The organism is Tenacibaculum mesophilum (assembly GCF_003867075.1).
Classification (GTDB): Bacteria; Bacteroidota; Bacteroidia; order Flavobacteriales; family Flavobacteriaceae; genus Polaribacter; species Polaribacter mesophilus.
This window is the reverse complement of record NZ_CP032544.1, coordinates 3,135,686-3,160,025: the sequence shown is the minus strand read 5'-3', so window position 1 is coordinate 3,160,025 and position 24,340 is coordinate 3,135,686. Positions and strand designations below refer to the sequence as shown.

The window sequence follows — 24,340 nt, the reverse complement described above, 5'->3', positions numbered from 1 at the left end:
AATCACCAAATTACTTTATTATGACTAAAATTCTCTTAAAATTAGGAATATATTAACAGTTCTTAACAGTTCTCACAAAATTACTTATCTCTTCAATCCCATTTTTTTCTAATTCTTTAATAAAAGCTGAACCTATAATAGCTCCATTCATGTACTCGCAAGCTGTAGTAAAAGTTTTGTTATCTGAAATACCAAAACCAACAATTAACTTACTTTGCAAATTCATCGCTTGAATTCTTTTAAAGTAATTTATTTGTGCTGATGAAACTTCACCTTTGGCTCCCGTAATAGATGCCGAAGCAACTACATAAATAAAAGCATTGGTTAAAGAATCTATTTTACGAATGCGTTCTTCAGACGTATGTGGTGTAATTAAAAATACATTTGTAATTCCGTATTTTTCAAACAACTGTTGATAATGGTTCTCGTATTCAACCATAGGTAAGTCGGGAATAATTACAGTATCTATTCCGCAATCTCTTACTTCTTTACAGAACCTATCTTCCCCGTATTTAATAATCTGATTCAAGTATCCCATTAATACTAAAGGGGTTTTATTTGAACCTTTTATCGTTTGTAATTGCTTAAAAACCACGTCGAGATTCATACCGTTTCTCAACGCTACATCACTACTATGCTGAATAGTTGGTCCATCTGCAAGTGGGTCAGAATATGGCAAACCTACTTCTATAAAATCTACTCCACTATTACTTAACTTAGCAATAACTTTTGTAGTATCTTCTAATTTTGGAAAACCTGCGGTAAAAAAAATTGATAATAAATTGTTTTCCTTTTTATTGAATATATGTTGAATTGAGTTCATTTTCTATGGTTTTGTCAGTTCGAGTGATTTTCGACTTTAGGAGGAAATCGTATCGAGAACTTATTACATCTCGATACAAATTTATTCGTTCCTCTCAAATTCACTCGATGTGACATTCTTTTTAACTATTAGCTTAAATGTTTTATATACGTTTCTAAATCTTTATCTCCTCTACCTGATAAATTCACCACAATCACCTGATCTTTTTGTAAATCCATTTTTGGTAATACTGCTAATGCGTGTGCACTTTCTAATGCCGGAATAATTCCTTCTATTTTTGTTAGTTCGTAAGCAGCATCTAGTGCTTCTTTATCCGTAGCATTCATAAATGTTGCTCGTTTTGTTTCATGTAAATAAGCATGTAACGGTCCCACTCCTGGATAATCTAATCCTGCAGAAATAGAATATGGTTCTACAATTTGTCCGTATTCATCTTGCATTAAGATGGTTTTACTCCCATGAATAACTCCTACTTCTCCTAATTGTGACGTTGCTGCACTTTCTCCAGAACTCACTCCTAATCCTGCTGCTTCAACTGCGATTAGTTCCACTTCTTTATCTTCTAAATAATGATAAAAAGCACCTGCTGCATTACTTCCTCCACCTACACAAGCTATAATAATATCAGGATTTTCTTTCCCTGTTTGTTCTTTCAATTGCACTTTCATTTCTTCTGAAATCACTGCTTGCAATCGCGCTACCATATCTGGATACGGATGCGGACCTACCACAGAGCCTATTAAATAATAGGTATCTGGGTGTTGAATCCAATAACGGATGGCTTCATTCGTAGCATCTTTCAAGGTTTTGCTTCCACTAGTTGCTGGTATTACTTTAGCCCCCAACATTTTCATACGGGCTACATTCGGCGCTTGACGTTGAATATCAGTTTCTCCCATGAAAACAACGCATTCTAATCCCATTAAGGCACATACTGTAGCTGTAGCCACTCCATGTTGCCCTGCACCTGTTTCTGCTAAAATTTTAGTTTTTCCTAAATGTTTTGCGATTAGAATTTGACCAATGGTATTGTTTACTTTATGCGCGCCTGTATGATTTAAATCTTCTCTTTTTAAATAAATAGCTGCTCCATACTTTTCTGATAACCTTTTTGCTAAATACAGTGGACTTGGACGACCAACATAGTGTTTTAATAAATCTTTATATTCCTCTTGAAATTCTTCAGATTCTATAATTTTTATATAATTATCTTCTAATTCTTTTACGTTTGGGTATAACAATTCTGGTATAAATGCTCCTCCAAATTGTCCGTAATATCCGTTATTGTCTGGTTGAAATTTCATATAATTTGTTTTAGCTGTTAGCCGTTAGCTTTTTAAACTTTTTTATTTTTTCTACTGATTTTACTCCTGGCTTGGTTTCAAACTTGCTATTCACATCAATTGCATAGCAGTATTGTGATTCTTTTCTTTTAAGAAAGGATTGTAATTCTCCTACTTCTTCTAAGCCTATTCCTCCGCTTAAAAAGTAAGGTTTGGTTGAGTTATAGTTTTGTAAAATTTGCCAATTAAATGTTACTCCGTTTCCTCCGCGCTCTTTACCTTTGGTATCAAACAAAAAATAATCTATTACCTCTTCATAAGGTTTTAATATCTCAAAATTAAATTTGTCTTTGATTCCAAACACCTTAATAATTTCTAGTTTTGGTAAATGTTCCTTTAATTTTCGAATATATTCAACAGGTTCATCTCCATGCAACTGAACCGAATCCAGCTGATATTCTTCAACTAAAGAAACTACAATCTCCAAATACTCATTTACAAAAACACCTACTTTTTTGATTCCTTTAGGTAGTTTCGGAATGATGCCTTCAAAATTTCTTGATGATTTTTCATAGAAAATAAACCCTAAATAATCAGGTTGTAACTCAGCTACTTGCTGAATATTTTCTATAAACTTCATTCCACAAACTTTTAGTTTCATATTATTTATATTTCGTCATTTCGAGTAATTTTCGACTTTGTGAGAAAATTGTATCGAGAAGTACTTGTTCTCGACACTAATTTATTCGTTCCTCATAAATTCACTCGAACTGACATTATCTAATTTGATCGATAAACTCTTGACATGCTTGACCTGGATTTTCTGTTTTCATAAAGTTTTCCCCTATTAAAAAACCATGAAAACCATGTTCTTTTAATCCTGTTATAATCCTTGGATCTGAAATTCCACTTTCTGAAACTTTTACAACTGTATCTGGAATTTGACTTGCTAAATTTATTGAGTGTTCTAAATCAACTTCAAACGTCTTTAAGTTTCTGTTGTTAATTCCTATAATTTTATTATCCAAATCTCCAATTTTATCTAAGTCTTCTTGGGTATGGATTTCATATAAGACTTCTAATCCTAAATCTGTTGCTAATTGACCGTAATTCTTCAATTGTTCGGCTGTCAAACAAGTAGCTATTAACAACACCACATCAGCACCAATTGCTTTAGCTTCTACTATTTGAAACCCATCAACAATAAAATCTTTTCTTAAAATGGGTTTTTGTTGATTAATTACTCGTGCTTCCATCAAATCTGCCATGGTACCTCCAAAAAAAGAAGTATCGGTTAAGATTGATTGTGCTGCTACATTAGCATCTAAATATCCATTCGTTACTTCAGTAATCGTTGCTTTGTCATTGATAATTCCTTTAGAAGGCGATTGACGTTTAAACTCTGCTATAATTCCTGTTGAATAAGGCTCCAACAATGATTTTTTCAAAGAAATTGGTTGTCTTTTAAAATTCGGACTTTCAACCAGCTTTTTAACAGCAACTTCAGCTTTTATTTTTGCTACTTCCTGTTTTTTAAAGGCTATTATTTTATCTAGTATAGTCATTTCAATTATAAATTATGATTTTTTAATTATGAATTACGAATTGTCTTTTGGATACTTCCTATGATTCTAAGTATTTTCTCTGTATCATTTAAAAATGATTATGCTGTATCTTTTGAAAGAAAACTAGTGTCTTTTAACAAACGAATCCAATAATGTGTTTCTCTTGCTTCTTTATATGTTATGGTTAGTTTAGCATAAAAATCTTTTCTGCTCTGACCACCAATTGCTTCTTCTATATTCGCTCCAATTGATGTACCTGAACGTAATAATTGTTTACTTAAAACAAACACCTTTTTCTCTTGTGATAAATGTTTGTACAAGTTCACAACTCTCACAGCAAAATCATAGCTCTTTTCCTGAATAATATTACCCTTCTTCATAATTAACAACTTATAATTCGTAATTACTAATTCGTAATTAATTTATTTAAACATTCTTTCGCTCTTAACCCTAATAACGAATCTTTAGCTTCTTCAAATGCGATTTCAAAACTCTTATTTTTATTAAACGTTTTTAAGGCAAATGCTGCGTTAGTTAATACCACATTATTTTGCTCTTCTGTTCCTTTTCCATTAATAATATTTACGAATATTTCAGCAGCTTCTTTAACGGTATTCCCTCCAAAAATAGCTGATGGAGAAATTTGTTTTTGTCCTAAGTCAGATGGAGAAACTTGTTGCTCTGCCTCTTTTGTAAATAATTTAAAATCTCCTGTTAACGATATTTCGTCGTACCCATCTAATGCATGTACCACACCATAATTTACTTCAGATTGTTGCAACATATAATTGTACACTCTGGCAACCTCTAAATTAAATACGCCCACCAATTGATTTTGTGGACGACTTGGATTTACCAATGGCCCCAACATGTTAAAAAATGTTTTTACTCCTAATTCTCTTCGAATAGGTGCTACAACTTTCATCGCCGGATGAAATAACGGTGCGTGTAAAAAACAAATATTTGCTTCTTCTAACTGACGCTTTAACGTAGTCTCATCATTTGTGAAATTGTATCCTAAAAACTCTAACATATTAGAAGAACCTGATGCAGAAGACACACCATAATTTCCATGTTTTGCAACTTTATGTCCTGTTCCCGCCACAATAAATGAGGTTAATGTTGAAATGTTGAACGTATTTTTTCCATCTCCCCCTGTTCCGCATAAATCAATCGTATTAAAGTCTGATAAATCTACCTTTATCGCTAATTCTAATAAAGCTTCTCTAAACCCTGATAATTCATCAACCGAAACTGGTCGCATTAAAAACACGGTAATGAATGCAGCTATTTGTGAAGCATTGTATTTTTCTTGTGCAATATTTATCAAAACTTCTTTCGATTGTTCCTTGGTCAATCGTTTTTGTTCAAATAGGGTGTTTAGTATTTTTTTCATATCAATAGCTTTAAGCTTTTGGCTTTTGGCTTTCGGCAAAAGCAATAAAATTCTGAATCATTTTTTTTCCGTCTGGAGTTAAAATACTTTCTGGGTGAAACTGTACTGCTTCAATAGCAAATTCTTTATGGCGTAATGCCATAATGCTTCCTTCTTCATCAACTGCTGTTATTTCTAGTTCCTCAGGAAAGTTGTTGTGTGAAGCAATCCAAGAGTGATAACGTGCAGCTTCAAAAGTTTCTGAAATATCTTTAAAGGTAATTGCATTATTTTTAGTCACTTTCATTTCAGTAGCTACTCCATGAAATACATCGTTCAAGTTTTCTAACTTACCTCCAAAAACTTCCGTTATTGCTTGCAAACCCAAACACACTCCAAAAATTGGAATTTTACCTGCATAGGTTTTTATAGTTTCCTTTAAAATACCTGCTTCATCAGGAATACCTGGTCCTGGTGACAGAATAATAGCATCGTATTTTTTAATTTCATCTACTGAAATTTCATCGTTACGATACACATCTGGCAACTTTCCTGTTATATCCTCCACATAATGTACCAAATTATAGGTAAATGAGTCGTAATTATCTAATATTAATATCTTCATATTTATAGTATTGAGTATTGAGGTTTGAGTAATAATAAAACATGTATATCCTACATGTAAATACAAACATCTCAATTCTAATTTTATATTTCTTCTGCTAACACCAATGCTTTTTTAAGTGCTGCTAACTTATTATTTACTTCTTGTAGTTCGTTTTCTTCTTTAGAATTAATTACAATTCCTGCACCTGCTTGGTAAAACAAAGTATTATTTTTACTTACAAAAGAACGAATTGCTATGGCTTGATTTACATTTCCGTTCAGTCCAATAAAACCAACACATCCTCCATAAAATCCACGGGTTTGATTTTCGTATGTATCTATCAATTCCATGGCTTTGTATTTTGGTGCTCCACTTAATGTTCCTGCTGGAAATGTATCTCCAACAATTTCTATTGGGTTTCCTGTAATTTTACCTGTTACTGTTGATACCAAGTGAATTACATGACTAAAATATTGAACCTCTTTATAGGTTTCAACTGTTACATTGGTTGCATGTTTACTTAAATCATTTCTCGCTAAATCAACCAACATTACATGTTCTGCATTTTCTTTCGGGTCATTTGCTAACTCTTTCGCCAACTCTCTATCTTTTTCATCATCACCTGTTCTTCTAAAGGTTCCTGCAATTGGATTAATAATAGCCTGACCTTCATTTATCTTAATTTGTGCTTCTGGCGAAGACCCCATCAATTTAAAGCTTCCGTAGTCAAAATAAAATAAATATGGAGAAGGGTTTATAGAGCGTAATGCTCTGTACACATTAAATTCATCTCCTTTAAATTTTTGTTGAAATTGACGTGATAAAACCAACTGAAAAACATCTCCCCTTTTACAATGTTCCTTTGCTTTTGTTACACTTTGCTTAAATTCCTCATCCGTGATATTCGAAGTTTCTTCTCCTTGAAAAGCAAAGTCGTATTTAGCAAAAGATTGAGAATTTACCAAGTTTTCAATTTCTGATAATCGAGATTCTTCTCCTTCTGGTATATTTTCTATCAAAATCATTTCATTTTTAAAATGATTGATTGCTACAATAAATCGGAAAAAGCTATACTGTAATACTGGAATTTCAGAAGGTGCTTTATCTGATTTTAACTGAATTGTTTCAAAGTATTGAACCGCATCAAAAGTTGTATAACCATACAATCCATTAAATGATTTTATTTCCTCTGAACAATTTATCGAAATAACATTGCTATACGCATCAAACTTCTCATAAAAATTTCTTTGAATAGGCTCTCTTTCTAATTCTTCTTTTCGATACGACAATAACAATTCATCATTTTCTGCCTTGATGGTTATCAAAGGTTCTATACACAAAAACGAATAACTATTTTCTTTACTATGATAATCTGAACTTTCTAACAGCAAACTATTCGCATACTTGTCTCTTGTTCTTAAATACAAGCTAACTGGCGTTATCATATCTGCCAATTGTTTTTTTGCTATTGTTTTAAAGGTAATTTTTTTCATTTTATTTAATATGTAAAAAACAAAAAAGGCTTATCATGAGATAAGCCTTTTCGTTGTATTATAGATATAACAAGATGGTCTCACTAACGTAAGTTATGAGTTTTCCACCACCAGTTATTTAATTGTTGTTTTATCATTATGCTACAAATGTATAAAGTGATTTTGATTTTACAAACTTTTTCGTATTAAAAATAAATAAACAATACTTAATTTACAGAAAAATCTTCTTTAGAGAAGCAAATATCTATTGGCGAGTTACCTATTCCTTTTACAGTTTTAAAAACAGATTTATCTTCATTATAAATAGTAAGTATACTTTTATCTGTATCAAAAAAATCTTCTGCACCTAAAACATATACTTTTCCTGTAATAGGATGCTCTCTTATAACAGTTGTAAGCATTATTCCTTCTGTAGTTGGATTAATAAATTCTTCTGCTTTTTTTGTTTCTGTGTTAAAACGGTGAATCACTCCTGTTGACACTTCTGACCAATAAACATAACTACTTGATTCACTTACAGAAAGCATACTATTCTTATACAAATTCACTCCTGTTAATGTAACCGTTTCATCAATACCATAATCAGTTGCCAAACTTACAAACTTAGCATCTCCAACTCTTTTCTCAGTTCCTATCCAAATTTTATTGTTTTTATCTTTTAAGATTCCTGAAATTACATCATCAAATATTACTGTGGTTTTTATTGACTTATCTTTGATATTTAATACTTTCAACTCTTTATCGTCAGCAATCAATACGTTTTCTCCATCTACCAATACTCCTGATTTTGAAAACAATACTTTTGAAGAAACTCCATCAATCTTATCTTTCACTCCTTCACTTATATTAAAAAACGATAAATCATATGTTCTTCGTCTTCCTCTTCCACCAGTAGAAATGATTACTCCATCAGTTTCTGAGTACATAGCCAAGTACGAAGGACTACTTACCTTAGATGTAGTCACTGCTACTTCTTCTGCAAGATCTTTTAAGTTTAATTTTGTAACAAAATTAGGTCCGTCTTGAGACACTATGAATAAACTATTTTCAAAGTTTGTAAAAGATATTGAATTTTTATTTAGAGACTCATATACATTTGGGGTAAAAACTTGACTTTCATCTAAATGCCCTACCACTGTTTTGTCCCCCTCATAACTTAGTATAAAAGAATTATCATAAATTGGAGTTGGTTCTTGTTTCGTTGAATCACTTGAACATGAAAAAAAAACTGATATTAAACATACCAATACAATACTATAATTACGTATCATTATTATAATTAAATTTAAAGTTTCTGAAAACAAAAAAATACAAACATTATATTTCAAATGTTCTTTACTGCTTCTTCTTTTAACCCGAAAGAAAAGCAATGAATTAAATTTTGGCAGGTCTCCTGACTAACATCTTGCTACTACCTTCCCGTAAAAACAGTGGCGTAAGAAATAACAAGTATCTATAGTTTTAATAGACTAAGTTTACAGTTGCGGGTACAGTTTAGGATTCTCACCTAATTCCCTTTTAATTTTCTTTACAATAAAGAAAAACCGCGGCAAATATATTTTAGTCGTAGGAAAGAAACACTAATTTTACTGTTAAAATTACACTTCCTTCTTTTTCGATAAAAGTAAACTCTCATAATTGTTATAAGAATAATTAAAAAGTAGAATAATAATAGCTTAAAACGCAAATTAAAGTTAATTAAAATATGTTTTTCAACTTTTAAAGTTATAATATATAATCAAAAAAAGCATAATTGTTTAAAAATAAAAACATCATTCAGTTATTTGCATTATAATAAACAATAAAATTAAAATTATGTGTGGAATTGTATGTGCGTTTGATTTAAAACAATCTTCAGATAAATTAAGACCTCAATTATTAGAAATGGCTAAGAAAGTTCGCCATAGAGGTCCAGACTGGAGTGGAATTTATAGCGATGAAAAAACAATTATGGCACATGAGCGACTAGCAATTGTTGATCCTGCCTCTGGACAACAACCTCTATTTAGCCATGACCGTAGATTTGTCTTAGCTGCTAATGGAGAAATATATAATCATAAAGAAATAAGAAAACAACTTAAGGAAAAACATGAGTTTTTAACTAAATCTGATTGTGAGGTTATCTTAGCTTTATACAAAGAAAAGGGAGTTGAGTTTTTAGATGATTTAAACGGGATTTTTGGTTTTGCTGTATACGATTCAATTACAGATGAATATTTAGTAGCTCGTGACCATATGGGAATTATTCCTTTATACATGGGATGGGATAAACACGGAACTTTTTATGTGGCCTCTGAGTTAAAAGCGCTAGAAGGAGTTTGTAACAAAATCGAAATTTTTCCTCCAGGACACTATTATACGCGTGAAGACGGATTACAAAAATGGTATTCTCGTGATTGGATGGAATACGAAGCTGTGAAAGACAATAAGACCTCCATAGATGAAGTTCGCGATGCTTTAGAAGCCGCTGTTCATAGGCAACTAATGAGTGATGTACCTTATGGAGTATTACTTTCTGGTGGATTGGATTCTTCCATCACCTCTGCTATTGCAAAAAAATATGCTGCTAAACGCGTAGAATCTGGTGATAAAGATGCTGCTTGGTATCCGCAATTACATTCATTTTCTATTGGTTTAGAAGGTTCACCTGATTTAGCTGCAGCTAAAAAAGTATCGGAATATATTGATACTATTCATCATGAAATAACCTTTACTATTCAAGAAGGCTTAGACGCAATAAAAGATGTTATTTACAACTTGGAAACTTACGATATTACAACAGTTCGTGCCTCTACTCCAATGTATTTAATGGCACGTGTTATTAAATCTATGGGAATAAAAATGGTCTTATCTGGCGAAGGTGCTGATGAACTTTTTGGAGGATATTTATACTTCCATAAAGCCCCTAATGCAGAAGAATTCCATAAAGAAACTGTACGAAAACTAGATAAATTGTATCAATACGATTGTTTACGCGCCAATAAAAGTTTAATGGCTTGGGGAATTGAAGGTCGTGTACCATTTTTAGATAAAGAATTTATGGATGTAGCAATGCGTATTAACCCAGAAGACAAAATGATTAATGATGAACGTATGGAAAAATGGGTGTTACGTAAAGCTTTTGAGAGCTATTTACCAAAAGAAGTAGCTTGGAGACAAAAAGAACAATTTTCTGACGGAGTTGGCTACAACTGGATTGACACCTTAAAGGAAGTTGTAGAAGCTGCTATTACTGACGAAATGATGGCAAATGCTCCACATCGCTTTCCTACGCAAACACCAAGAGCTAAAGAAGAATACTATTATCGTTCAATATTTGAAGAGCATTTTCCAAGTGAAACTGCTGCTTTAACAGTTCCATCTGTACCTTCAATTGCTTGTAGCACTCCTACTGCACTGGCTTGGGATAAAAGTTTTCAAAACCAAAACGAACCTTCTGGTAGAGCTATCAAAGCTGTACATGAAGACGCTTACTAAGAAAAATTCTTAGTTTTTTTCAAATTTTAGTTGTAAAGAAAACCTCGCTTATTGGCGAGGTTTTTGTTATTCCTTTAAATTTATTTTTTAATTTGGAGCTACATAAAAAGGAGATAAGTTCACCTTTGCATTTCTTCTAGCTCCATAATAATTATAGTAACTCTTATTTTTTTCAATTGTATAAAACGAATCTACATAATCATCATTATTGGCATACCAGCTATCAGGCATCGCTTGAATTATTGCTCCAGCAATCTGACCCAAAACATTAACCCAAGGTTGTGTTGAAACTGTTCCTATAATTTGAAAAACTCCATTTACAATAGCAGAAACTAAGTCTTTATAATTTGTATTGTCATCTTTTTCAAATAACTGAATATTTGCAGCTTGGTATTGATAATCATCCCAAAACAATAATATTTGATTCGGATAATAATCAGTATCATCATGATCTAAATAATACATAGGTATTACCTTAATTTCAGGATTGTTTTTATCATCTTTAATACCTGATGTTATTGCATATACCTCAGCAGCACCACTTATCCAAGGTTCTTCATCGTCATTTAATCTTATTTTATCTAACTTCGTAGTTTCTAATCCAGTGTTTCTTGCAGATTTAGTACTTAAATCTAATGAAGACTTTAAAAACCTGTTGTTTTGAACTCCATTTTCTTGAAGATACTCATTCATATAAATTACCTCTCTCTTCAAGGCTTCAAAACCATCAGTTTCAATAACAATAACTGTTTGACTTGGTGCTTCTTTAGGATCAAGATAAACAACTTCTTTATCTATTGTATACGCTTCAACTCTCTCCCAAGTTTTCTCATCTCCTTCAGGAGCAAAAGAAAATAATACATTAGAAAAATCTTCTATTCTCTCTCCATTGTGCATCCAAACTTCCAAAATCTCTATCTTTTCAGGAGCGGCTTCTTTAGACGCCTTACCTTCTAACATAGTGGTTTTAGACATTAACATTTTATATGACTCTTCATCACTTACAAACTCAGAAGTTTGGTTTAAAATTTTAGACATCGCTACACTTGGTTGCTGATTATTCAACAACTCAAGAGTCTTTTCTTTAAAGCTTTGATTCTTCATCAAATCAATAAATTGAAAAGTAGCTTCTTTCTTATTTGTTAAACTAGAAATTTGCTCTTCTGTCAAACTTTCTGAACCAGTAACTAATTCTTCAGAATTGTTACAGCCAATAAACAACATAGAAGCCAATAAAGCTCCTAATAAAATTCGGGGGGTTTTCATTTTAAAAAAAATTTAATTTATTAATACTAGCTTCAATATTAACAAAAAACACAATAAAAACCTTAAAAAATGTTAATTTTTTACAAAAACATAAACAAAAAACCATCAAACACTAATTTAAATTCATTTATTTAACACCAAACAAACAATTTTATAACTTTACTTTTATAAAACATTTTTAAAGCCAAATAAGCTATTTTTATAAAAAAAGATTAAACCAAACTATCCATTTATCTTCAAATTCTAATTTAAAAGTGTTTTTAGCCGTTTTAAGGGCTTTTTTATTTCTTAAGCAATTGTTGATAAAACATCACAAAAACCTCTTAAAAACTTTATTTAAAGTTTATAAAATCGTAAATTTGTAATGTAACAATAATCGCTCCCGAGCGATTATTTTATGATAAAGACTTTAATTTAATTCTCTTTATAATGAGCGAAGAAAAAAAACATAATTATTCTGCCGATAGTATCCAGGCGCTAGAAGGAATGGAGCACGTACGCATGCGTCCTTCCATGTATATTGGAGATGTTGGAGTACGAGGATTACACCATTTAGTATATGAGGTTGTAGATAACTCTATTGACGAAGCCTTAGCTGGTCACTGTGATGAAATATCAGTAGATATTAATGAAGATAACTCTATTACAGTAAAAGATAATGGTCGTGGTATTCCTGTTGGAATTCATAAAAAAGAAGGAGTTTCTGCACTACAGGTTGTAATGACCAAGATTGGTGCTGGTGGTAAATTTGATAAAGATTCATACAAGGTATCTGGTGGACTACATGGTGTTGGGGTCTCTTGTGTGAATGCACTTTCTGATCATTTAACTGCAACTGTACATAAAGAAGGTAAAATTTGGCAACAAGAATATGAAAGAGGTAAAACTTTATACCCTGTAAAAACTATTGGAGATACAGATTTTACTGGAACTATTGTTAGCTTCTTGCCAGATAAATCAATCTTTCAACAAACAACAGAATACAACTACGATACCTTAGCTACACGTATGCGCGAATTGGCATACTTAAATAAAGGTATCACCATTACGTTAACTGACAAACGTAATCAGGATGATGAAGGAAATAATATTTCTGAAACATTTCATTCTGAGGAAGGTTTATCTGAATTTGTGAAATTCTTAGACGGGACAAGAACACAGATTATTCAAGATGTAATTTCTATGGAAGGTGAAAAAAATGGAATTCCTGTAGAAGTTGCTATGGTGTACAATGATTCGTATGCTGAGAATTTACACTCATACGTAAATAACATTAATACACACGAAGGAGGTACACACCTATCAGGTTTCCGTCGTGGTTTAACGCACACATTAAAAAAGTATGCTGATGAGTCTGGTTTACTTAAAAATGTAAAATTCGAAATTGCTGGTGATGACTTCCGTGAAGGATTGACAGCAATTGTATCTGTAAAAGTAGCAGAACCTCAATTTGAGGGTCAAACAAAAACAAAATTAGGTAACCGTGAAGTAAGCGCTGCTGTATCACAAGCGGTATCTGAAATGTTAACAGATTACTTAGAAGAAAATCCAAACGACGCTAAAACCATTGTTCAAAAGGTTATTTTAGCTGCACAAGCACGTCACGCAGCACGCAAAGCTCGTGAAATGGTACAGCGTAAAACAGTAATGAGCATCGGTGGTTTACCTGGTAAATTATCTGACTGTTCTGAAACTGACCCTGCTCAATGTGAAATATTCCTTGTTGAGGGAGACTCGGCAGGCGGTACTGCAAAACAAGGTCGTGACCGTAACTTCCAAGCTATTCTTCCTTTAAGAGGTAAAATCTTAAATGTAGAAAAAGCTATGCAACATAAAGTTTTTGAAAATGAAGAAATCAAAAACATGTTTACTGCATTAGGAGTTACTATTGGAACAGAAGACGACCCTCGTGAATTAAACTTAACCAAATTACGTTACCATAAAGTAGTTATTATGTGTGATGCCGATGTGGATGGTTCCCACATTGCTACTTTAATTTTAACATTCTTCTTCCGTTACATGCGTGAAATGGTTGAACAAGGATATATTTACATTGCTACTCCTCCTTTATATTTAGTTAAAAAAGGGCAAAAACGCGAGTATGCATGGGATGACAATCAACGTGATTTAATTGCTCAAAAAATGGGTGGTTCAGTAACTATTCAGCGTTATAAGGGTCTTGGAGAGATGAACGCAGAACAATTATGGGACACTACCATGAATCCTGAGTTTAGAACATTACGACAAGTTACTATTGACAACTTAACTGAAGCTGATAGAATATTCTCTATGCTAATGGGTGATGAAGTTCCTCCACGTAGAGATTTCATAGAAAAGAATGCAAAATATGCGAATATTGATGCATAAAACAATTTCTTAACGACAAAAAAGCTCAATAAAATTATTGAGCTTTTTTTTATTTTATATTTTTACCGCTTAAAACAACATCCTCATAATTATGAAAAAAATTCTTTTACCACTTTTAACTTTAATGGTAAGCTTTAGTGTTAAAGCTCAGGAATTAGAAACTATTTTATTAGCAAAAGAAGACGCTAGCAAACTAACAAATGCTTATTTAGATCCTGCTATGAAAGGTTTTATTTATAGCATGAACAATGGCTGGTATCATACTGCTAAAGTTCACAAAAAATTTGGCTTTGATATCACTATTGGTGCTAATGCTTCTTTTGTACCTTCTGAAGATGAAATATTTAATCTAACAAAAATAGGATTATCTAGTAATACTACCTATAACCAAAATACTACACCAACAGTTACTGGAAGCAATTCCCTAACTCCTGCAGAATTAACATATAGAACAACCGTTAATGGACAAGAAGTTGAAGCTAACTTTACAATGCCTGAAGGCGTTAAAGATGATCTACCTGCTAATGCCGTACCAGCTCCTTCTGTTCAAATTGGATTAGGACTTCCTTATAAATTTGAAGCAATGGTTAGATATGTACCAAAAGTAGGCTCTGATGATGTAAAAGGAGGATTGTTTGGAATAGGAGTAAAAAAAGAAATTACCAATTGGTTTGGTCCTATGGATAAAACACCATTGCATGTTTCTTTACTAGCTGCCTACACCAATATGAATGTTGATTATACAATAGGTGATGTTTCTGGTGATGTATCAACCGAAAATGCTTCTGCAGAATTTAAACTAAATTCATATACTGTACAAGCAATTGCATCTTTAAACTTTCCTGTTATTAATATTTACGGAGGTGTAGGATATAATGGAGGTAATACCAGACTAAATATGCTTGGAACCTACATTCTTAGATACGAATTCAATAATATTCCAGTAGATGAAGAAAGAGTTACTGACCCTTTATCTTTAAAGACTAATACAGGTAGCTTTAACACCACATTAGGTGCTCGTTTAAGTTTAGGTTTCTTTAAAATCTTCGGAAGTTATACCTTACAAGAGTATAACTCTGTTAATGCAGGTATTGCTTTTAGTTTTAGATAAAACTCACTTTATGAACCAATAATAAAAAAAACCTATTTTGTAAAAATAGGTTTTTTTTATTCTCTATATTCGCAACTAATTTTTTTACTTTAACAAAATTTTAACCTCTTAATTTTTAAGTGTTATGAAAACAAAATTATTCTTATTACTTCTATTAATCTCTATATTAGTATCTGCCCAAAAGGCCCCTGATCACACACTTACTCTCGATAGTAAAATTAGTGACGTTTACCTACACAACCTAACAGGGATTCCCGTGATTACAACAGACGGTGCCGTATATGGAGTTAATGGTGAAACAGGTCAAAAAATATGGGAGTTCAAAGAAAGTGGATTTATTAAAAATCTTAATGCTCTTGGTCAAGATGGAGGTTCTTCTTTTAGTGAAGTAGCATTATCTCCATTCGGAAAATTTAATCAAACAATTTTCAACATCAAAACGGGTCATAAAATTTTAGACGAAAAGACCAATGGATACAAAGGAATTTTTGATGACAAGTTTGTTTTTGGCAAAAATGCTATTTTATTTTTTGCAAAAACTGATAAAACTGAAGCTAAACTATTTTTAACTAGCATTGAAAATGATAACATCATTTGGGAAAGCTCTATAAAAACCAATAAGAAATTAGGAAGCTTATTATTAGGAGGTGCAGGTGCTTATAACTTTATCCAAAACGAAGATAAAATTGCTTTTACAGCTGGTAAAACTGTTTTTTTAATCAACAAATCTGATGGTAAAGTTATATTATCAGAAAAATACGACGCTGGTAAATTGTTTTTTACAGAAGATAATAAGTCTTTAATCGCTGTTGAAAACAAAAGTAGTTCTTTAGTTGGGGGAGCTATTAAAGCTGGTTTTACCATGGGATTATCCCTAATAGGGAAAAAAGTAATTGGTAAAGAGCTTATTGCTTTTGATGTAAATTCAGGTAAAGAAACTTGGAAAAAACCTATTAAACTAGATGAGGGGTTTGTAGACTATCAATTTGAGGATGGAAAATTATTTTTAATCCACGAAGACGGAGCTAAATTATTTGACTATCATACTGGTGAAGATGCTTGGAAAAAAGAATTCAAAAGAAAAAAAGTTAAAGGTGTTGAAAAAACTTCAGAAGGTTATATTGTTTATTACAAAAACAAAAAGCATTTGGTAGATAATACTGGTAAAAAAGTTTGGAAAAAACCTCAAAAGGTTATTAAAAATGTAGATTTTGAAGTAGACGACGAAGAAGAATTCACTACTTTCTCTTATGATAAAGGTACTATTTTTGTAACCCCATACAGAATAGAATATTTCCAAAACGGAGAAGAGAAAAGAGTATACAAAATTAAATTAGATGAAAAAAATGATAAACTAACCTATCATGAGAAAAACAACTCTTTAATTTTATTAAGTGGTAAAAAACTATACATTTTAAACCCTGACAAAGAACTTGGAAAAGACCAAGTAAAAAAGATTAATTTTAATGATGCTAGTAAAATAACCTCTGTTGAAATAAGAGACAATGGTTATTTCATCAACAGCAACTGGGAATATGTAATTACAGACTTCAAAGGTAATGTAATAAAGAATGAATACTTTAAACAACCTGGCGAAGGGTTTAGACATTTAAAGAATTTTGGTTCTTATGCATTAGGTTTTACTGGTTTTGGAATGCAAGGACTTGGATACGCTAACGCCACATATGGATCAGCACTAGTTGGATCAGGAGCTTTTGTAGGTAAACAAAACACAATAAATCGCGGTATAAAACATGCTAACAAAGGCGTATCTCAATTTAACGACGGAACAACGATTTCTGAAATAGGAGAGTTATTATGGGATGGAGACCGTCACAATGCTTTTAAAGCCACTAAAAATAATGCCTTCTTCTATGCAAACAAAGGAGGTAAAAAAGTTTTAGTGCAAGTTAACAAAGATTCTGGTGACACTGTTGAAACATATGAGTTTGGTGTAGATAAACCAAAATACAAAATTGACAAGCCCGCTAAAAAGATTTATTTTTCTAAAGGAAAAGACTTAAAAATATTTAGCTACAACTAACAATATAAAACCCGTTGAAATATCAACGGGTTTTTCTTTTATATCCATAGCCAAATCGCTATTTTTGTGCATCTTGTGCGGATTCCGCACTTATAAACATAATTAATTACAAAAAACATATATAAAATGAAAGTAACGGTTGTAGGAGCAGGTGCTGTAGGTGCTAGTTGTGCTGAGTACATTGCTATTAAAAATTTCGCTTCTGAAGTTGTTTTAGTTGATATTAAAGAAGGTTTTGCTGAAGGTAAAGCAATGGATTTAATGCAAACTGCTTCTTTAAATGGTTTTGATACTAAAATTACAGGAACAACAGGAGATTATAGCAAAACTGCTGGATCAGACATCTGTGTAATTACTTCAGGTATTGCTCGTAAACCAGGAATGTCTCGCGATGAGTTATTAGGAATCAATGCTGGTATCGTAAAATCAGTAGCTGCTAGTTTAGTTGAGCAATCTCCTAATACAATCATTATCGTAGTATCTAACCCAATGGATACTATGACATATTTAGTACACAAAGCAACTGGATTACCTAAAAATAGAATCATTGGTATGGGTGGAGCATTAGACTCTGCTCGTTTTAAATATCGTTTAGCTGAAGCTTTAGAAGCTCCTATTTCTGATGTTGACGGAATGGTTATTGGTGGTCACTCTGACAAAGGAATGGTACCGTTAACTCGTTTAGCTACTCGTAACTCTGTTCCTGTATCTGAATTCTTATCAGAAGAAAGATTAGAGCAAGTAAAACAAGATACTAAAGTTGGTGGTGCTACCCTAACTGGTTTATTAGGTACTTCTGCTTGGTATGCTCCAGGTGCTGCTGTATCTGGTTTAGTACAAGCAATTGCTTGTGACCAAAAGAAAATATTCCCTTGTTCTGCTTTATTAGAGGGAGAATATGGTTTATCTGATTTATGTATTGGTGTACCAGTAGTATTAGGTAAAAACGGAATTGAAAAAATCGTTGAAATTAACTTAAGCGAGGAAGAAAAAGCTGCTTTAACTTCTTCTGCTGAAGCTGTTAAAAACAACAACACTACTTTAACTTTCTAGGAAGTTAAAAACGTAGAATCTAAAAGTCCTGAGTAATGAATTTACTCAGGACTTTTTTGTAATTTTTTGTTAAAATTCAAATAGTGGTGTAAGATTCTGCTAATCTGAACGTCTTTATTATGGAGAAGCATTAGTAGTGTTTCTTTTCATAGTTTTTCATAGCAATTTTCCCACTTCATTCTTGAAGTGGGTTTGTTTTTTTTTTATAAAAAATTAAACTGCTTGCTGTACTACTTCAAACAATTCTCCACCTTCGCATTTAATTACTTTTTGTTTAAACTTTACAATCAATTGATAATCGTGCGTAGCCATAAGAATCGTTTTTCCACTTTGGTGAATTTCATTCAATAACTCCATCACCTCTAGTGAAGTTTTTGGATCTAAGTTCCCCGTAGGTTCGTCTGCTAAAATTAATTCAGGATTATTTAATAATGCTCTTGCAATTGCTACGCGTTGTTGCTCTCCTCCAGACAATTCAAAAGTTTTTTTATAGTACTTTTCCTTCATTCCTACCTTATCTAAAACTTCATGAATTTTATCTTTCATTTCAGTTTTATCTTTCCACCCAGTTGCCTTTAATACAAACTCTAAATTTTCAAATACGTTTCTATCGTTTAATAGTTTAAAATCCTGAAAAACGACACCTAATTTTCTTCTTAAAAAAGGAATATCTTTTTCTTTCATTTTCTTTAAATCAAAATCAACGATGCTTCCTAAACCACGTTGCAAACGTAAATCACCATACAAGGTTTTTAACAAGCTACTTTTCCCACTTCCAGTTTTACCAATTAAATAATAAAAATCACCTTTATTTAAGGTAAAGTTTACTTTTGATAACACTAAATTGTCTTGTTGATAAATATCTGCGTTTTCTAGGTGTAAAACAGGATTTTCCATGGAGTGTAGTTTTTTACAAATCTAAAATTTTATAACGTAATTCTCTAACATTTCTTACTTTTGATAAAAAGTCTCCCAACAAAAATAAAAAACTAACGTTATAGTTTCTAGATAACTAAAAAATATGAGATTTAACTGTTTCAAAAAAAGCTGCTACTTATTTCTTTTTTTAACCATTACAACAGCGGTAATAGCGCAAGAATCAGCTATAAATACTGATGTAAATGCCAATTTTCATAAAGCAATGCGCCTGTATAATAATAAAGCTTACGCTGCTTCTCAAGAAGTTTTTCGCGAAGTTTCTATAAACTCTGAAAAACATCATAACTTAAAAGCTGATGCTGACTATTATGATGCTATGTGTGCAATAAAATTACAACAAGATGATGCTGATTATAGAGTTAATCAGTTTGTTGAAAACTACCCTTACAACAATAAAAAAGAAAAAGCATTTTTAAATGTTGGTAATTATTATTTTGCCAACAGAAAAGCTGCTCACGCCCTAAAATGGTATCAAAAAGTAAATGAAAAACTATTGAGTCCAGAAGAAAAAAATGAACTCAATTATAAAATGGGCTATGCATTATTAGTTTCTAACTATTTAAAAGATGCTAAATCTCGTTTTCAAACTCTGTTAGGAAATCCTATTTATGGTAACGACGCTCGTTACTATTACGGATACATAGCCTATAAAGAAGAAAACTTTGGAGAAGCAGAAGACAATTTAAGTCAACTGGCTAATGATGCTACTTACCAAGCAAAAGCAAATTACTATATATTAGATATTAGTTTTAAAGCTGGAAGGTTCGATAAATCAATTCAAATTGGAGAACAATTACTAAAAACTACGAAAGATCAAAAAGAGATTTCTGAAATTTCTAAAATTGTTGGTGAAAGTTATTTTAACCTTAAAAAATACGAAAAAGCTATTCCGTTTTTAAAAGCCTACAAAGGAAAAAATGGTCGTTGGACAAATACCGATTACTATTATTTAGGCTATGCTTATTATCAACAAAAAGATTATGAAACTGCTGTTAGTAATTTTAATAAAATTATTGGTGGAAATAACAAAGTAGCGCAAAATGCTTACTATCATTTAGGAGAGTGTTATTTAGAATTAGATAAAAAAACGGAAGCTTTAAACGCATTTAAAAATGCAAGTGAAATGGATTTTGATGCTCAAATTACTCAAAGTTCTTCTTTAAATTATGCGAAGTTAAGTTACGAAGAAGGAAATCCGTACGAAAGTGTTCCTGATGTTTTAAAAGGCTTTTTAGCTAAATACCCAACATCTCCATACGCTGCTGAAATTAGCAATTTGTTAGTGACTTCATACTTGCATCAACAAGATTATCAAGGTGCTTTGGACTTTTTAAATACTTCAGAGACTCCAGAAAGTAAAAGTATTATTAATGAAGTTTCTTTATACAGGGGAATTCAATTATATAACGAAACTAAAATAACAGAAGCCAAACCATACTTTGTAAATGCAACTCAGTCAGAGAACGCTACTGTGAGTAACAAAGCTGCTTACTGGTTGGCTGAAACCGAATATTCTTTAGGAAATTATCAAAGCGCTCTTAAACACTTCTTATCTGTTACTGATAAGGATATTAACGAGGCTAAGATGCTTAATTACCAAATTGGATACACAAACTTCAAACTAAAAAGTTATCCGAATGCTGCAAAATATTTTCAGCAATTTTTAGAACAAAATTTGGATGATAACGATTTAAATGATGATGCTTCCAATCGCTTAGGAGATTCTTTTTATGCTTCAAAAAGCTACACAAATGCTATTAAGGCATATAATAAGGTAATACAAGAAGGTGGTGTAGGATCAGATTATGCACAATATCAAACAGCTATGAGTAATGGTTTCTTAGGTAAAAACGATGTAAAAGTTCAAAACCTTGAAACTTTAATTAGTAACTATGATGGTTCTCAATTAAAAGACGATGCTTTATTTCAGTTAGCAACAACCTATACAACCATGAATAATGCCTCAAAAGCACAAAAAACTTACGAACGTTTATTAAAGAATCATCCAAAAAGCAACTACGTTCCAAATGTATTATTACGCCAAGGATTATTATATTATAGCAACAACAATAATAGAAAAGCTATCGAAAAATATAAAGAAGTTGTTGCGAAGCATCCTAATTCAAACGAAGCAAAACAAGCAGTAACCAACGTTAAAAATGTATATATCGATATAGGTAAAGTAGATGAATATGCTGCTTGGGTTAAAAACATACCTTTTGCTAATGTTAGCAATGCAGAATTAGATAACGCAACCTATCAATCTGCTGAAAATAAATTCCTAGAGAACGACAACACTAAGGCTATTGAAGGATTCAATAAATACTTACAACAATTTCCTAACGGGATTAATGTCTTAAAAGCTCATTTTTACTTAGCTCAAGCGTATAACAACACAAAGTTATTTGATAAAGCTATCCCTCACTACACCTATGTAAACAAACAAACAAAAAGCGAGTTTACAGAAGAATCTTTAACGAAGTTAGCTAATATTTATTTACAAAAAGAAGATTGGAGCAACGGTATTGTAGTACTCCAACAACTAGAAAAGGAAGCTAACTACCCACAAAACATCATTTTTGCTCAAAGTAATTTAATGAAAGGGTACTATAAAAAAGATGATTACACCAATGCTATTACTTATGCTGAAAAAGTGTTACTCAAAGGAAAGGTAGATACTAATATTGCTGAGGATGCTAAAATAATTTTAGCACGCTCTTCTTTCAAAAACAATGACTTTTTAACTGCTGAAGAATATTTTAACGAAGCTAGTAAAAAAGCTACTGGTGAACTGAAAGCCGAATGTTTATACTACAATGCTTTCTTTTTGCATGAGAATAAAGAATATGAAGCATCTACCAAAGCTGTACAAGATTTAATTGCCAACTACTCATCATATAAGTACTGGGGAGTTAAAAGTTATATAATAATGGCTAAAAACTATTATGCTTTGAAAGATGCATATCAAGCAACATACATCCTGGAGAACATCATCAAAAACTTTACACAGTATAAAGATGTAATTGAAGAAGCAAAAAACGAGCTTCGTACCATTAAAAATAAAGAAGCAAAAACAAACGAATCAGTAACTACCCAAAACTAAAATTTGTTAATAACAAACGAAAGTTAAATGACTAGATCGATGAAAAAGCACTTAAGTTTACTTGTTTTATTTGTAGTAGCATACACAAATGCACAAGAAAAAAACACCACTAATAAAGCTAAAGACACTATTATAAAAACCGAAGTTGTAAATGTTGTAACTTCATATGTTCCTAAAATTACTGATGCTTTTAAAATAAAGCAAAAACCTGTAATTGAACACACAAAAGAAACTCAGAAAAAAGCTTTAGAATATCAAATATTTTCGGTCCCTGTTGCCTCTACCTTTATCCCCAAAAGCGGAACAATGAAAAAAGTTGACTTGGGCAAAAGAGAAAAGTTATATCCAAACTACGTATCAGTTGGATTTGGAAACGTCCTTTCACCTTTTTTAGAAGCATATGTAAGACGTAGCGAAAGTTATAATAGCGAATTAGGAGCGCATTTAAAGTTTTTATTATCATCCGACCCTGTAGCTGACACAGAATTAAGTAGTACTTTTTATAATATTGACCTAAACTTAAACTATATCCAACAAGAACGTTATTTTCAATGGTCAGCAGGTTTAGATGCTGAAAAAGACAAATACAACTGGTACGGTTTACCTACAAATATTACGTTTACAGAAGCTACTTTAAATGCTATTGAAGAAGCCCAAAGTTACAATCACATAAAAATATTTGGTCAAATAAAACCAGATGACTCTTTTTTAGATGAAGCTAATGGGTCAATCGCTTTTTTCTCTGACTCGTTTGAAAGTGCTGAATTTTTAGTTGATGGTAATGCACAATTTCGTTTTCCTTTAGATAATTTTCATCGCCAATTAAACGATTTGTATATAAATACCACTATTAATTACTTAGGAGGTTCTTATGCTTACGCATACGATGCAATTACTCCGATAGATTATAACTTCATTACACTTGGAGTACATCCTACTTACAAATTCAATGTACAAGATTTAGCTATTCAATTGGGAGCAAAAAGTTACTTCTCAATGGATACAGAAAATAGCGAAAATAACTTTTTTATCTACCCTGACGTGGAGATTTCTTATCCTATAGTTAAAGAACTAGCAAATGTATTTCTTGGTGCTTCCGGTGATTTAACCACAAATATGTATCAATCTTTTACAGATGATAACCCATATTTGTCTCCTACTCTTGACATGAGACAAACTAATAAAAAGTTTGATGCTTTCGGAGGAATTAGAGGTAAACTAAATCATCAATTCAGTTATAATGCAAAAGTAAGTTATGCTGACATAGAAAATAATCCATTTTTTGTACTGAATCAATCAAAATCGGAGGGTGATAACATTGCTGGAACTAATGGATTTACATTCTATGGATATGAATATGGGAACTCTTTTAAAGTAATTTATGATGATATTAAGTTAATGACCTTCTTTGGTGAAGTTGCCTTTGATGGCATTAAAAATCTTACTATTGGAGCGAATGCTCAGTTTAATAAATTTACCTTAACCAATGAAGAAGAAGCTTGGAACACGCCTAAAATAAAAGGAGAAGTTTTTGGAACCTACAAAACCAATAAATGGTTTGCTGGTGCTAACTTATACTTCGTAGGAAATCGTAAAGGAAGAGTTTATGACACTTTACCTGCTGAGACCTTTACTTCAGTAGACTTAAAAAGTTATTTTGATGTAAACTTTAATGGTGGGTATCATTTTGATGATTCGTTCTCTGTTTTCTTAAACTTAAACAATGTTTTAAACAACAGCTATCAACGATTCAACAACTTTAATGTACAAGGATTTCAAGCAATGGGCGGCTTAACCTGGAAGTTTGATACACTGTTCTAAAAATTAAAATATA

General features: G+C 31.8%; 16 protein-coding genes, 2 pseudogenes and 1 riboswitch. Of the genes and pseudogenes, 7 read left to right on the top strand and 11 right to left on the bottom strand.

Features of this window, described 5'->3' with window-relative positions:
- Nucleotides 1–52: 52 nt before the first annotated feature.
- From trpA to D6200_RS14380, 9 genes and pseudogenes are all read right to left on the bottom strand, one after another.
- The gene (gene trpA / locus D6200_RS14420) at nt 53–823 is read right to left on the bottom strand and encodes a tryptophan synthase subunit alpha (RefSeq protein WP_073181623.1); all 771 of its coding nucleotides are present in this window, start codon (nt 821–823) and stop codon (nt 53–55) included.
- 128 nt (nt 824–951) lie between these two features.
- Nucleotides 952–2,127 carry a tryptophan synthase subunit beta gene (trpB, locus tag D6200_RS14415; RefSeq protein WP_073181625.1) on the bottom strand — a complete coding sequence of 392 codons (1,176 nt, stop codon included), beginning with the start codon at nt 2,125–2,127 and terminating at the stop codon, nt 952–954.
- Between the two features lie 10 nt (nt 2,128–2,137).
- A complete protein-coding gene (locus D6200_RS14410; RefSeq protein ID WP_073181627.1) occupies nt 2,138–2,767 on the bottom strand; it encodes a phosphoribosylanthranilate isomerase in 630 nt (209 codons plus the stop codon).
- A 115-nt stretch (nt 2,768–2,882) separates the two neighbouring features.
- The gene (gene trpC / locus D6200_RS14405; protein ID WP_047788469.1) at nt 2,883–3,671 is read right to left on the bottom strand and encodes an indole-3-glycerol phosphate synthase TrpC; all 789 of its coding nucleotides are present in this window, start codon (nt 3,669–3,671) and stop codon (nt 2,883–2,885) included.
- Nucleotides 3,672–3,697: 26 nt separating this feature from the next.
- Nucleotides 3,698–4,051 (bottom strand): annotated as a pseudogene (locus D6200_RS14400) (four helix bundle protein).
- 26 nt (nt 4,052–4,077) lie between these two features.
- Entirely contained in the window at nt 4,078–5,067 is a 990-nt protein-coding gene (gene trpD / locus D6200_RS14395; RefSeq protein WP_073182668.1) for an anthranilate phosphoribosyltransferase, read from the bottom strand.
- A 10-nt stretch (nt 5,068–5,077) separates the two neighbouring features.
- Nucleotides 5,078–5,671 (bottom strand): anthranilate synthase component II, encoded by a 594-nt coding sequence (locus D6200_RS14390; protein WP_047788470.1) that lies wholly within the window; start codon nt 5,669–5,671, stop codon nt 5,078–5,080.
- Between the two features lie 83 nt (nt 5,672–5,754).
- Nucleotides 5,755–7,146: an anthranilate synthase component I family protein gene (locus tag D6200_RS14385; protein ID WP_073181629.1), complete on the bottom strand. Its 1,392-nt coding sequence runs from the start codon at nt 7,144–7,146 to the stop codon at nt 5,755–5,757.
- A gap of 206 nt (nt 7,147–7,352) precedes the next feature.
- The gene (locus D6200_RS14380; RefSeq protein ID WP_073181631.1) at nt 7,353–8,417 is read right to left on the bottom strand and encodes a hypothetical protein; all 1,065 of its coding nucleotides are present in this window, start codon (nt 8,415–8,417) and stop codon (nt 7,353–7,355) included.
- 95 nt (nt 8,418–8,512) lie between these two features.
- A riboswitch (cobalamin riboswitch) is annotated at nt 8,513–8,710 on the bottom strand.
- Between the two features lie 251 nt (nt 8,711–8,961).
- On the opposite strand from D6200_RS14380, the gene asnB reads away from it, so the two are divergent.
- Nucleotides 8,962–10,623 (top strand): asparagine synthase B, encoded by a 1,662-nt coding sequence (gene asnB / locus D6200_RS14375; protein WP_073181633.1) that lies wholly within the window; start codon nt 8,962–8,964, stop codon nt 10,621–10,623.
- Nucleotides 10,624–10,710: 87 nt separating this feature from the next.
- Here asnB and D6200_RS14370 read toward each other — a convergent pair whose 3' ends face one another.
- A complete protein-coding gene (locus tag D6200_RS14370) occupies nt 10,711–11,889 on the bottom strand; it encodes a DUF3103 family protein (protein ID WP_073181635.1) in 1,179 nt (392 codons plus the stop codon).
- A 429-nt stretch (nt 11,890–12,318) separates the two neighbouring features.
- Between D6200_RS14370 and gyrB the strand changes: the two genes are divergently transcribed.
- From gyrB to mdh, 4 genes are all read left to right on the top strand, one after another.
- Nucleotides 12,319–14,256 carry a DNA topoisomerase (ATP-hydrolyzing) subunit B gene (gyrB, locus tag D6200_RS14365; RefSeq protein WP_047788474.1) on the top strand — a complete coding sequence of 646 codons (1,938 nt, stop codon included), beginning with the start codon at nt 12,319–12,321 and terminating at the stop codon, nt 14,254–14,256.
- 91 nt (nt 14,257–14,347) lie between these two features.
- Nucleotides 14,348–15,367, top strand: coding sequence for a DUF6588 family protein (locus D6200_RS14360; RefSeq protein ID WP_073181637.1), 1,020 nt, complete (start codon nt 14,348–14,350; stop codon nt 15,365–15,367).
- Between the two features lie 124 nt (nt 15,368–15,491).
- Nucleotides 15,492–17,411 (top strand): outer membrane protein assembly factor BamB family protein, encoded by a 1,920-nt coding sequence (locus D6200_RS14355; protein WP_073181639.1) that lies wholly within the window; start codon nt 15,492–15,494, stop codon nt 17,409–17,411.
- A gap of 126 nt (nt 17,412–17,537) precedes the next feature.
- Nucleotides 17,538–18,464, top strand: a complete 927-nt coding sequence (mdh, locus tag D6200_RS14350) for a malate dehydrogenase (RefSeq protein WP_073181642.1) — start codon at nt 17,538–17,540, stop codon at nt 18,462–18,464.
- Nucleotides 18,465–18,838: 374 nt separating this feature from the next.
- Here the strand turns inward: mdh and D6200_RS14345 are convergent.
- A pseudogene (locus D6200_RS14345) lies at nt 18,839–19,361 on the bottom strand (cell division ATP-binding protein FtsE); the annotation flags it as partial.
- Between the two features lie 124 nt (nt 19,362–19,485).
- Here D6200_RS14345 and D6200_RS14340 point away from each other — a divergent pair.
- Both D6200_RS14340 and D6200_RS14335 read left to right on the top strand, forming a co-directional pair.
- Nucleotides 19,486–22,506, top strand: a complete 3,021-nt coding sequence (locus D6200_RS14340; protein WP_083574761.1) for a tetratricopeptide repeat protein — start codon at nt 19,486–19,488, stop codon at nt 22,504–22,506.
- 39 nt (nt 22,507–22,545) lie between these two features.
- Complete coding sequence (locus D6200_RS14335; protein ID WP_073181647.1) at nt 22,546–24,327, top strand: TonB-dependent receptor; 1,782 nt, start codon at nt 22,546–22,548, stop codon at nt 24,325–24,327.
- Nucleotides 24,328–24,340 lie beyond the last annotated feature (13 nt).